Below are 12,151 nucleotides of genomic sequence, written 5' to 3'. Positions count from 1 at the left end.
TCATGTCTGGCCGCCTCCTTGTCTCCGTGTCGTCGATTTTCTCGGACACGAGGGGGGACGTCGATAAGCTCGTGTCCACCCTCGACGCGGAGGGAATCCCGGTATCGCTGCTGGTGGCACCGCATATCGACGGCTCCTGGCACCTCGCCAAGGACAAGGCCACCCGGGCGTGGCTGGAAAAGATGCGTGACGACGACCGCCCGCTCATCCTCAACGGCTTCGACAAACCGGCTCAGGGGCGGCGCGCGGAGTTCGCCACCCTCGATGCCCACGAGGCACGGCTGCGGCTCAAGGGGGCGACCCGCCAGATGGACAGCCTGGGTTTCGCCACCGAGGTGTTCGCCCCGCCGCGCTGGCAGATGTCACCCGGCACGCTCGAGGTGCTGCCGGATTTCGGCTTCCGCCTGGCCGCCTCGACGAAGGGCGTGCACAACCTCGTCGACGGCACCTTCCATCAGGCCCGCAACCTCTCCGTCGGCGAGGGTTTCGGCGCCGCGAAGTGGTGGCGGCGCGGCATCATCCGCGCCGCCACCCGGGGTGCGGGGCAGGGCAACTCCATCCGCCTGTCGATCTCCGGACGCAACCTCTCCGACAACAAGACGGCGAGGGATTTCGTGGCAGCGGCCGTGGCCGCCCGCGATGCGGGGGCCACGGCCACTGTCTACCCTCGTCTAGACTAGGAGTTTGAGAAGCGGCCGAAGAACCCGCCGATCAGCTTCGCCAGCCAGTCGAAGAACCCGCGCAGCGGGTTCCAGGAGGATCCGGAGCTGCCCTTGCCCGGGGTTTCCTTGGTCACGGTGATGGTGCCCTCGGCGACGATCTGGTCACCGGAGGTCACGGTGATGTTGGCGGTGTCGCCGTTCTTGGCGTTGGCCGGGGCGGTGATGATGATCTGGCCGTCGCGGTAGGTGGAGGTCCAGCCGTCGGGAAGCCCGGTGACCACGGAGCCCTGGGGGGCGTCGATGGCGACGGTCTTGCCGGGTTTGATGTCGGCGTCGATGTGCTCGGGGTCGATGACCGGGGCGTCGGCGGTGACGGTGATGGTGCCCTGGGCGACGACGCGGTCGCCGGAGGTGATGCGGATGGTGGCCGTCTCGCCGTCCTTGGCGTCGGCGGGGGCGGTGATGATGATCTGGCCGTCGCGGTAGGTGGAGGTCCAGCCGTCGGGAAGCCCGGTGACCACGGAGCCCTCGGGAGCGGTGACGGCGAAGTCTTTGCCGGGTTCGATCTCGCCGGCGATGACCTCGACCTCGACGTCGTCGGGGGTGTCGCCGAGGTTGAAGCCGACCTTGATGGGGTCGTGGTCGGAGGAGCGGAACGGCGAGTCGTCGTAGAAGTCGACGACGTTGTAGTTGCGCCTCGAGTACTCGAAGGCGATGGACTCGTCGGCGTTGATGTTCCACACCCGCGCGTCCTGGATCAGGCCCATGGCCGCGGCGTTGCCGAAGGCGTGGTCGAGGGAGCCGAGCTGGCCGTCGAACTGGTAGGTCGGCTCGTTGTTGTCGTGGACGCCGCTGATGTTGGTGTAGCCGTTGGCCTCCAGCGTGCGGATGGCGTCTTCGCGGGAGTAGGAGTTGAGGTCGCCGAGGAGGAAGACGGGGGCGTCGGCCCAGTCGGACTGCTCGGACAGGGCATCGATAAGCGCCTGTGACTGAGCCCTGCGGATGTTGGGGTTGTTGCCCTGGCCGTCGCCGGTGTCGGCGTCGCCGCGGGTGACGGAACCCTTGGACTTGAAGTGGTTGGTCACGCCGACAAAGGACTCGCCGCCGCCGACGGGGCGGAACTCCTGGGCCAGGGGCTGGCGCGCCGTGCCGGTGAAGGCGGGGTCGTTGAAGATGCGGGAGTCGCCGACGGGCTCGACGGTGTTCGGGTTGTAGATGAAGCCGACGCGGATGAAGTCCTCGTCCTGGCCGACCTGAGCCGGGGACTCGACGTAGGCCCAGCGCTCGGAACCGGCGGCGGCGTTGAGGGCCTCGACGAGTGCGGCGAGGGATTCGTCGCGACGGGAGGCGTCTCCGGAGACGGTGGCGGTGTTCTCGATCTCCTCGAGACCGAGCACGTCGACGTCCATGGTGTTGATGGCGTTGACGATCTTCGCCTGCTGGTCGTTGAACGCGGACTCGGTGTAGGCGCCGCGCACGTCGCAGCTGTTGGCCGTGACGGGAGTGCCGTTGCGGTCGTTGTAGGAGCGGCAGTTCTTGTCCTTGCCCAGGGTGGTGAAGTAGTTGAGCACGTTGAACGAGGCGATGGAGTAGTCACCCGCGACCCCGGCCATGGCGCCCAGCTCGGCGGCGCGGGAATCCTCCCAGGAGATGGGCAGGTCGGCGCCGGCCGTCGCGCCGGTCACCGGGGTGGTGGGCTGGAAGCGCCAGAGCTCGAAGCTGTAGTCGAGCACGACGGGGTGCTGGAAGGAGACCGCGTCGCCGGTGCGGATCGACTTGATGGTCTGACCGTTGTCCTGGGAGATGTAGGGCAGCGGGACGTCCTGGGCCTTGGTGGTGTAGTTCGGGGTGCGCCCGTCGTCCAGGGTGACCACGCGGGCATCGTTCTCCGCCTGCAGCGCCTGGGCTTCCGCGCCGGGCAGGACCACGTCGGTGGGCTGGCGCAGGGCCTCCTCGCCGGGGGCGAGGCCGAGCTCGCCGAAGGCGTTGAGCTGGTAGTTGTTGGTCACTGTGTGGGCGCCGGTGGGCTGGAGAAGCATGTGCTCGAGCGGCTCGCGCGCCTCGTCGCCGTTCGGGAGGTAGTCGATGGCCAGCGGGGTGACGGGCTCGAGCGCCGCGGCGCGGGGCGTGATCGTCGGGCCGGTCAGCTGGGTCACCCCGTTGAACTCGGCGACCCGGCCGGCGACGGTGACGGACTGGCCGATGGTGGGGTAGACCCCGCCATTACCGAGGTAGACGAAGATCGCGGGCGAGGCGGCGGGGGTCTCGGCGCCGGTGCCGCCGGTCTGGATGACGATGCCGTTCTTTCCACCGTCCGAGTACACGGCGGTGACCACGCCCTCGGTCGTGACGCTCTGGCCGTCCAGCGGGGACGTGGCGCCCGTGCCCTGGATCTGGGCGATCGGGGTGATCGCGCCAGGCTCGACGGGATCGGTCGGGTCGGTGGGATCGGTCGGATCGGTGGGGCCGGTGCCCCCGGAGGTGCCCTGCGGGGTCGGCGCGCCCACGACGAAGTCGGCGGCGTTGTTGTCGGTGTCGATGGCCGGGTTGGTGCGGGCGACGGAGGTGGCGTTGGTGGTCGCCCGGGCTGCCGCGCCCTCGACGTTCGTGGCGTTTCCCCAGCCGACCTTGTCGACCACGGTGGGGCCGTTGAACAGAACCGCCGAGGCGTTGGTGCCGGAGAAGGCCAGGTTGCTGGTCTCGTTGGGAGCGGGCAGGGCAGCGGTGGCGTTGGAGCCCGCGGCACCCGCGACCAGGTAGTGCGACCGAGCGGGGATGGTGCCGGTCAGGGTGACGTCTGAACCGCGGTTGCCGGCAGCGGACTGCTGCTGGATGACCCACCCGGCCACGTTGATCGGCGCATTCGTGGGGTTGTACAGCTCGACGAAGTCGTTGGCGAAGACGGAGCCGTTGTTGCCTCCGCCGCCGTACACCTCCGAGATGACGATGTTCGAGCCGTCCGGCGCGGCGGTGGCCAGCGGAGCGAGGACGGTGGAGGTGGTGGCGAAGGTGGCGATGAGCGCGGCGCGGGCCGTCATGCGGGTGGAGAGGAGAGACACGTGGGGGTTCCCTTGGTAGGAGGACTGTTACCCACTTGTTGTAAACCATTTATGTAAGCCATGTTGGATGAGTCTGAAATCGACCTGGGGATTTGCTTGGAATTCACCACCTCTTCACGCGCAGTCCCCGGGGGGTTGGTCTGACGTCTCCCTGCCGGGCGATGGGGCTGCCACCGGCGACTAGGTGGCCTCCCCGGGTGGACGATAGAGTAGGGCGCAAGTCCATCAGGTCAGTTCAGCTCAGTGGGAAACCGAAGAAGGAATCACTATGGCTCGTGTAGTTGTCAATGTCATGCCCAAGGCGGAAATCCTCGACCCGCAGGGCAAAGCCGTGATCCGGGCCCTGGGCCGCATCAACGTCTCGGGCGTGTCAGATGTGCGCCAGGGCAAGCGTTTCGAGCTCGAGGTCGACGACTCCGTCTCCCGCGCCGACCTGGAGAACATCGCCTCCACGCTGCTGGCCAACACGGTCATCGAGGACTACGAGATCGAGGTGTCCGAGTGAGCGCACGAATTGGTGTGATCACCTTTCCGGGAACGCTTGACGACGTCGACGCGCTGCGTGCCGTCCGATACGCGGGGGCCGAGGCCGTCGAACTCTGGCACGGCGACACCGACCTCACCGGCATCGACGCCGTGGTCGTTCCCGGCGGCTTCTCATACGGCGACTACCTGCGCTCCGGAGCAATCGCCGCGCTCAGCCCGATGATGAAGGCGACCGTCGAGGCCGCGCACAAGGGCATGCCCGTCCTGGGTATCTGCAACGGCTTCCAGATCCTCACCGAGGCCGGCCTGCTGCCCGGTGCGCTGACCCGCAACGAGGGCCTGCACTTCCACTGCGTCGATACCCACCTCGAGGTGGTCAATACCGACACTGCCTGGACCTCGACCTTCGAGCCGGGCCAGCAGATCTATGTGCCCGCCAAGCATGGTGAGGGCCGTTTCCAGGCGTCGGCGGAGACCGTCGAGAAGCTGGAGAAGGAGGGGCGGGTGGTTTTCCGGTACACGGACAACTTCAACGGCTCCCTCAATGCCATCGCCGGGATCACCAGCGAGAACGGCCGGGTCGTCGGCCTCATGCCGCACCCCGAGCACGCCATCGAGACACTGACCGGCCCGTCCACCGACGGCCTGGGCCTGTTCGCCTCCGCCATCGCCAGCCTCACCACCGCCGCCTAGAGGAGCACCCCTTAATGACCGTCCACAACGACACCGTCGAGGCTGCGGCCACCACCCCGGAGCTGGAGCAGCCCTACGCGGTGCTGGGACTCAAGGACGACGAGTACCAGCGCATCCGCGAGATCCTCGGACGCCGCCCGACCGACGCCGAGCTCACCGTCTACTCCGTCATGTGGTCTGAGCACTGCTCGTACAAGTCCTCCAAGACCCACCTGCGCTACTTCGGCAAGACCATCACCGAGGAGATGAGCTCCAAGCTGCTCGCCGGCATCGGTGAGAACGCCGGCGTGGTCGACATCGGGGACGGCAACGCCGTGACCTTCCGCGTCGAGAGCCACAACCACCCGTCGTACGTGGAGCCTTACCAGGGTGCGGCCACCGGCGTGGGCGGCATCGTGCGCGACATCATGGCCATGGGGGCGCGTCCCATCGCCGTGATGGACCAGCTGCGCTTCGGCCCGGCGGACGCCCCGGACACCACGCGTGTGCTGCCCGGCGTCGTGCACGGCATCGGCGGCTACGGCAACTCGCTGGGCCTGCCCAACATTGGGGGCGAGACCGTCTTTGATGATTCCTACGCCGGCAACCCGCTGGTCAACGCCCTGTGTGTGGGCACGCTGAAGGTCGAGGACCTCAAGCTCGCCTTCGCCTCGGGTACGGGTAACAAGGTCATGCTCTTCGGCTCCCGCACGGGTCTGGACGGCATCGGCGGCGTCTCCGTCCTAGCCTCGGACACCTTCGAGGACGGCGCCGAGCGCAAGCTACCCGCCGTCCAGGTCGGCGACCCCTTCGCCGAGAAGATGCTCATTGAGTGCTGCCTCGACCTCTATCACGCGGGTGTCGTCGTAGGCATCCAGGACCTCGGCGGCGCTGGCCTGGCCTGCGCGACCTCCGAGCTGGCCGCGGCCGGCGACGGCGGTATGCGCGTCAACCTCGACGCCGTCCCGCTGCGCAACGACACCATGACCGCCGCCGAGATCCTCGCCTCCGAGTCGCAGGAGCGCATGTGCGCCGTCGTCGCCCCGGAGAACGTCGAGAAGTTCCTGGAGATCTGTAACCGCTGGGAGGTGACCGTCGCCGAGATCGGCGAGGTCACCGACGAGACCGATCGCCTGGTCATCACCCACGGCGGCGAAATCGTGCTCGACGCGCCGCCCTCGACCATCGCCGACGAGGCGCCGGTCTACGAGCGCCCCTACGCGCGGCCCTCGTGGCAGGACGAGCTTCAGGCTGAAAAGGGCGTCGAAAAGCCCGCCGACCTGCGCCGTGCCCTGCTGGACATGGTGGCCAGCCCCGCCCTGTGCTCGCGCGACTTCATCACCAACCAGTACGACCGCTACGTGCGCGGCAACACCGTGCAGGCCAAACACGCCGACGCGGGTGTGCTGCGTATCGACGAAACCTCCGGCCGCGGCGTGGCCGTCTCCGCCGACTGTTCCGGGCGCTACACCAAACTCGACCCCCACGCCGGCGTGCGGCTCGCGCTGGCCGAGGCCTACCGCAACGTCGTCGTCACCGGTGCGACGCCGGTGGCCATCACCAACTGCCTCAACTTCGGCTCCCCGGAGAACCCCGACGTCATGTGGCAGTTCCGTGAGGCCGTGCACGGGCTGGCCGACGGCGCCGTGGAGATGGGCATCCCCGTCTCCGGCGGCAACGTCTCCTTCTACAACCAGACCGGCGACGAACCGATCCTCCCGACCCCAGTCGTCGGCGTGCTCGGCGTCATCGATGACGTGGCCGCGGCCATCGGCCACACGGGCGGCGCCACCGGCGAGCCCGAGACACTCATCGTGCTCGGCGACACCGAGGAGGAGTTCGGCGGCTCCATCTGGCAGCAGGTCAGCGGTGGCGGGCTGTCCGGCCTTCCGCCCCGGGTCGATCTCGCCGACGAGATGAAGCTCGCGGAATTCTTCGCCTCCGACGCCGCCGTCGCCGCGGCGCACGACGTCTCCGAGGGCGGCCTGTTCCAGGCGGTCTTCGAGATGCTCAAGGATTCCCGCAAGGGCATCACGCTCGATCTCAGCGGAGTTCACGAGGACCACTTCACCGCGCTGCTCTCGGAGTCAGCGTCGCGTGTCGTCGTCGCCACGGCCACCGACCACGCGGACGCGGTCATCGCGCGTGCCGCGGAGCTGGGTATCCCGGCCGCGGCTATCGGGACCACCGACGACTCCGGTGAGATCCGTGTCGGCGAGACGGTGCTCACCGTGGCAGAGCTTGTCGACGCCTGGTCAGCCACGCTCCCCGATCTCTTCGGGCACGCAGTCGGGGCCAACTCCGTGGTGGAGTAGCTACCGTCAGACGAAAAGGAGCCGCCCTCACGCTGAGGTCGGCTCCTTCTGTCTTGTTCTCGACGCCGCGTCCCTACTCCACCCCGAGGGCCGGCCCGATCGTGCGCCAGCTGGTGCGCATCTGGTGTTCGAACATGCCCCACCAGTGGTGGCCCTCGGTCATGGGGTACCAGTCCACGTCCACGCCGGCCTGGTCTGCTTGGTCGACGAAGTAGGTCGAGCAGGCGAAGGACGCGATCTCGATCTTCGAGATCGGCCGGAGTCGGCTGGACCCCTCGAGCCCGTCGATGGGCCCCGGGATACCGTGGGCCGCGCTGATGAACACAGCGGTGTCACGGAGCTTGTCGACGTTGAGTGCCGGCGAGTTCGCCGCCCAGGCCTCGTTGCCGGGAAGGCCCCACATGTTGGTCGCGCTGCCGCCGTTCATCTCCACCGCCTGGGTGGTGAAGAGGTAGCCGCCAATTCCCAGGGTCGACGGGCATCCCGAGTAGGATCCGGCCGCCTTGAACCGCTCGGGGCTGTGAGCCGCGAGGTTGAGCGCTGGCCCGCCGGACATGGAGATCCCGGCGATCGCGTCGCGCCCGGACCCGTAAAAGTAGGTGTCCACAATGTGGGGCAGCTCGTAGGTCATGTACGTCGCCCAGCGGTTGGTGCCCGTTGCCTGGTCCTCGTAGTACCAGTCCGTCTGCATCGAGGAGATGGAGCCGATTGGAGTGACCACGTTGACGTTCTTGTCCGCGAAGAACTCCTCGTAGTTCGTCGACTCCGCCCACGCCGAGCCGCCGGCGGCACCGTCGGCGCCCATCATGAGGTAGAACGTCGGCCGCGGGGATGTGTTGTCCGGACCCCCGGGAAGCAGGATGTCGTTGGTGATGATCCGGTCCATGGCGGAGGAATAGACGTCGAACTCGTACTGGTCGCCCGTGACGTGGCGCGTGTCCACGAGGCGGACGTCGCCAAGCTCCGGGTCAGGAAGAGTGAGCTCGGTGTTGCTCGACCCCGGGCCCGAGCTCAGCGCCGACCCGGTCACGGAGGGCAGTCCCCCGAACAGGGCGGATCCCCACTCTCCTTCGGCCAGCTCGCCGCTGATCAGCGCCGGTATAGAGCTGAGGGAGGTGTCGGAGGAGAGGCTGGATCCGGAGGACACCACGGCGGCCGTGTCGATGAGGCTCGAGCCCGAATCGGTGGAGGTGGAGGCGGATCCCGCACCCTGCGCGGAAGCGGTCGGCGCACACAAGATCCCGGCACACACCACTGCAGTCACTAGTTTCACAATGTTCACATGGGAAACATTAGCTGGGGCCCTGTGAAAACCGGAACTCAACCTAATCCACGTGGTTCAAAGTCACCGGGGTGACCAGCGGGATGGGCGCGTACTTGGCGCGAAGATCGCACAGCACCTGCGCGTGCTCGGCGAGGCGCACGTCGGACTTGAGGAGCGGATGATGCGCGCGTCGACCTCGATGAGGTCGCCGGCGTAGATGGCGACGGTGTGTTCGCGTGACCACTCCATGTGCTCAAGGGCTCCCGCAAGGGCATCACGTTTGACCCCTCCGGAGTCCACGCCGACGAGTTCCCCGCACCGCTCCCCGAGTCCGCCCTCTGAGTCGTTGTGGTCACGTCCACAGATTACGCGGACGTCGTCATCGCGCGCCGCGGAGCTGGGCATCCCAGCGAGTAAGATCAGTGGGGCCGAGACTCCGGCGAAACAAAACTGCCGATGGCGGGGCTTATCGGCGCCTGGTCAGCCACCCTTCCCGATTTTTCAGGCACACGACCGGGGCGAACTCCGCCCGAGTGTAGAAACACCAGAAGGCTTGAATCCGGGGAATTGTCGGAATCAAGCCTTTTCTAGCGATCACCCTGACGGGCGGTGCGGTATATACCTAAATAGAGAGACGGAGATACGGGGCAGCCGGAGCGATCAGTTTACAGCTTTCTCGCTGCGGAGCCAGCGCAGTAGCCCACCGTAGCACTTGCCACGCCTGCTGCAGCATAGCATGAGAGAATTCCGAGCCATCCACCCACTGCAGAGCATGCTGCAGAGGCCCCTGCCACTATCCAGGTAGGGATGCCTGCCGCTGAAAGGCACCGATTGAGTTCGCCGACTGCATCCCGGATTCCCCGGGTTGAGGTGGTCTTTTTTTCGGCCTGGTGAACCTCGCCGGAGGCCAATTCACCGTTTTGATAAATGGCTACCCGCCCGCTCGTATCTGAAATGGGGTAGAAATGTGACTCGGTATAGTCGCGAACCTCGCCCTCATTTCCGAGGCGCACGGACAGATTTGACCACTCGTTCCCCTCATTCTTGAGGGGGACTGATCCGAACGCTTCGCCGTTGATCTCAGTTGCAGCGGCGCGCTGCCAATCGAGATTTTCGGAATCTGTGTGCAGCGTGATTGTTTGACCACTCGTGACTGCATTCTCAACCGCTTCGACAAGTTCTTGTCCTTCGGCGGTACTGACTTGCTGTGCAGAGATGAAGTTTTCTGGAGCAAGGTGCTGAGATTACGTCGCAGAGACGGGAGATGAGGCACCGATCAGGACTGCGGAGGCAAGTGTGATAGCTGTAGTGGCTCGAGATGCACTGATTATTCTGATCGATCCTTGATTGCGTGCGGGTGAATTTTCTTCGATCGGGTTCCGAGGATCGCCGTCGCAACGATCCACACCAAGGCGGCAGCCATGATTGAAACGATCAAGGTAAAACCGAGAAAACTAGCCCATTCGTCGAAATGGGTCAAATCTCCGCCTTTATATCCAAATGAAAACCCAACAGAGAAGGCGCAAATGAGAAACGCGAATGAGGCGAGGTGTCTCGGCTGCGTCTTCATAAATTTTCCTCCCTTTAGGTCTTACGTTTTCCGCGCAATGTGATTTGTGCGGTGCTTATCACAGTAGAATTGATGGGGAGCGGCTGCAAGATCTAGATGCCGCCCGAGTCGATATCTCGGGAACTTAGTACTTTCGTGTTCTAATCGCACGTAAAGATAGACAGGCACGAGTTAACGTGGTAACGATACTGTGCTTGGTCAAGGTTATTGGAGGGTTTAGTTTCCTCAGCGTCCATACGTGGATATATAGAGCTTTTTGACTACGTGGCCAAGAGTGGACTTGCAGGAAGACAAGCTTCTGGGGTCGTTCGTGAACGGATGGTCCCGTCCATCTCTAGGTGTTGCGCACTTTCTGCGGATCTGTGAATCAATATGGTCATGAGGGGATTAACCGCTCCGGATCAACTGCCTGCATTTTGAGTGTTTCAGTGGTTGGAGGGCCCCGTTTTCTTGGGTCGAACCTAATGGGGCGCTTCTTTGAGGTGGGGGTATAAGCTTCGGAACCACTTAAATCGCTACGAAAATCTATCTGTCTGAATCTGGCTTGTCCGTAGGGTTGGGGTTTTGATCATGCCCGGAACCAACTTCTATCGAATGCTAAGCGCATTCTTTGGTTGTGGCGAAGTCTCGATGGCTAGTAAAACCCCGAAAAGTATCGTCTAATCCACGTGGTTCGGCGTCACCGGGGTAACCAGCGGGATGGGCGCGTACTTGGCGCGAAGATCGCGCAGCACCTGCGCGTGCTCGGCGAGGCGCACGTCGGATTCGAGGCGCGGGGTGAACTGACGGGCGGGCAGCGGCCGGTTGTCCACGTCCATGGCCAGGTAGGTCACGGTGGCGTGGATTGCGGTCTCGAGCTCGGCGCGGCCGCGATGGGCGTCGCCGGCGCGCACGTGCACGGACATCTGCATGGAACGGGCGTCGGTGCGGATGATGCGCGCGTCGACCTCGATGAGGTCACCGATGGCGATCGGCTGGTAGAAGCGGATGCCGCCGGCGTAGACCGCGACGGTGTGCTCACCGGACCACTCCATGGAGCAGGCGACACCGGCCTCATCGATCCATTCCATGGCGGTGCCGCCGTGGACCTTGCCGCCCCAGTTGACGTCGGTGGGTTTGGCCAGGAAGCGGGTGACCAGCCGCGGAGCTTCGGAGGGGCCGTCGTAGGACTGCTTCTCCATCTCGGTCTGGATGGCCCCGCGCAGGTCGATGCGCATGCGCGCCGCCTCCTCGACGCGCTTCTCCTCCTCGGTCTCCGGAACGTAGGAGGGCACCGGGGTCGCGCGGCCGGTGGCGGGATCCTTGGCCACGAAGATGACCAGGCAGTCGCAGGCGCGGGTGAACACACCCTCGCGCGGGTCGGCGGAGTACACCTCGTTGACGATGTGCATGGAGGAGCGGCCCGTCATGGCGATCTTCGACCGCACCTCCACGAGATGGCCGGAGGGGATCGCCTTGGTGAAGTGGATGTGGCCCACGTAGGCGGTAACGCAGTACGTCGAGGCCCAGCTCACCGCACACGCGTAGGCGGCCTTGTCGATCCATTCCAGAACTCGTCCGCCGGATACCCCGTGCATGTCGGGCTGGACGACGTCGGTTGGGGCGGCCATGAAACGCAGGGTGATGCTGGGGGACTTGGACGTGTGAGCCATGTTCTGGGGCTGATCCTTCGACAGGGGTGGGAAGTAGCTGACAGGGGAAAACCTTAACCCACTAGCATTGCGGCATGGCTAAGAAGTTGGACCCGGCGCAGGCCCGGCAGGCGGTGGCCGTGGTGGGGAAGTGGTTGGAGACGGGCGTCGACAAGCCTTCCCGGAACGAGATCGCCGCCGCGGTACGGGCCACCGCGCGCCTCATGGCGCAGGACGCGCCCGGCCATTCCGTCGAGGTGAGGGTCCCGCCGTTCGTCGCGGTGCAGTGCATCGAAGGCCCCCGGCACACCCGCGGAACCCCGCCGAATGTCGTGGAGACGGACGCGCACACGTGGTTGCTCATGGCCACGGGACGGCTGAAGTTCGCCGAGGCGCTCGATCGGGGGCTTCTCGACGTGTCCGGGTCGCGCGCCGCGGAAGTGTCGAAGTGGCTGCCGGTGTTCGGCCCGCTCGTCGCGCATTAGCCGCGGT

General features: G+C 65.6%; 10 protein-coding genes. 5 read left to right on the top strand and 5 right to left on the bottom strand.

Features of this window, described 5'->3' with window-relative positions:
* Nucleotides 1–2: 2 nt before the first annotated feature.
* Nucleotides 3–680, top strand: coding sequence for a DUF2334 domain-containing protein (locus tag CDOO_RS11125; RefSeq protein ID WP_018022714.1), 678 nt, complete (start codon nt 3–5; stop codon nt 678–680).
* Here the strand turns inward: CDOO_RS11125 and CDOO_RS11120 are convergent.
* On the bottom strand, nt 677–3,721 hold the full coding sequence (locus CDOO_RS11120) for an ExeM/NucH family extracellular endonuclease (protein WP_018022715.1): 3,045 nt from the start codon (nt 3,719–3,721) through the stop codon (nt 677–679). The genes CDOO_RS11125 and CDOO_RS11120 overlap by 4 nt on opposite strands.
* Nucleotides 3,722–3,989: 268 nt before the next feature.
* On the opposite strand from CDOO_RS11120, the gene purS reads away from it, so the two are divergent.
* Genes purS through purL form a run of 3 tightly spaced genes read left to right on the top strand, consistent with a single transcriptional unit; the run spans nt 3,990 to nt 7,194 of the window.
* Complete coding sequence (purS, locus tag CDOO_RS11115) at nt 3,990–4,226, top strand: phosphoribosylformylglycinamidine synthase subunit PurS (protein WP_026159464.1); 237 nt, start codon at nt 3,990–3,992, stop codon at nt 4,224–4,226.
* Nucleotides 4,223–4,900: a phosphoribosylformylglycinamidine synthase subunit PurQ gene (gene purQ, locus CDOO_RS11110; RefSeq protein WP_026159465.1), complete on the top strand. Its 678-nt coding sequence runs from the start codon at nt 4,223–4,225 to the stop codon at nt 4,898–4,900. The genes purS and purQ overlap by 4 nt, the downstream gene beginning before the upstream one ends.
* A gap of 14 nt (nt 4,901–4,914) precedes the next feature.
* Complete coding sequence (gene purL, locus CDOO_RS11105; protein ID WP_018022718.1) at nt 4,915–7,194, top strand: phosphoribosylformylglycinamidine synthase subunit PurL; 2,280 nt, start codon at nt 4,915–4,917, stop codon at nt 7,192–7,194.
* A 73-nt stretch (nt 7,195–7,267) separates the two neighbouring features.
* On the opposite strand, the gene CDOO_RS11100 is transcribed toward purL, so the two are convergent.
* The 4 genes from CDOO_RS11100 to CDOO_RS11090 all read right to left on the bottom strand — a co-directional run bounded on the left by CDOO_RS11100 (nt 7,268) and on the right by CDOO_RS11090 (nt 11,680).
* Nucleotides 7,268–8,458: an alpha/beta hydrolase gene (locus CDOO_RS11100; RefSeq protein WP_245616222.1), complete on the bottom strand. Its 1,191-nt coding sequence runs from the start codon at nt 8,456–8,458 to the stop codon at nt 7,268–7,270.
* An 81-nt stretch (nt 8,459–8,539) separates the two neighbouring features.
* Nucleotides 8,540–8,863 carry a hypothetical protein gene (locus CDOO_RS14475; RefSeq protein ID WP_175576645.1) on the bottom strand — a complete coding sequence of 108 codons (324 nt, stop codon included), beginning with the start codon at nt 8,861–8,863 and terminating at the stop codon, nt 8,540–8,542.
* 922 nt (nt 8,864–9,785) lie between these two features.
* Nucleotides 9,786–10,028, bottom strand: a complete 243-nt coding sequence (locus tag CDOO_RS11095) for a hypothetical protein (protein WP_018022722.1) — start codon at nt 10,026–10,028, stop codon at nt 9,786–9,788.
* Between the two features lie 659 nt (nt 10,029–10,687).
* Entirely contained in the window at nt 10,688–11,680 is a 993-nt protein-coding gene (locus tag CDOO_RS11090) for an acyl-CoA thioesterase (protein WP_018022723.1), read from the bottom strand.
* 74 nt (nt 11,681–11,754) lie between these two features.
* Here CDOO_RS11090 and CDOO_RS11085 point away from each other — a divergent pair, with 74 nt between their 5' ends.
* Nucleotides 11,755–12,144 carry a sterol carrier family protein gene (locus tag CDOO_RS11085; RefSeq protein ID WP_018022724.1) on the top strand — a complete coding sequence of 130 codons (390 nt, stop codon included), beginning with the start codon at nt 11,755–11,757 and terminating at the stop codon, nt 12,142–12,144.
* Nucleotides 12,145–12,151: the final 7 nt, after the last annotated feature.

It is taken from the genome of Corynebacterium doosanense CAU 212 = DSM 45436 (assembly GCF_000767055.1).
GTDB lineage: Bacteria > Actinomycetota > Actinomycetes > Mycobacteriales > Mycobacteriaceae > Corynebacterium > Corynebacterium doosanense.
Note: the sequence above shows the minus strand (reverse complement) of the source record. Positions and strands in the feature narration are given on the sequence as shown.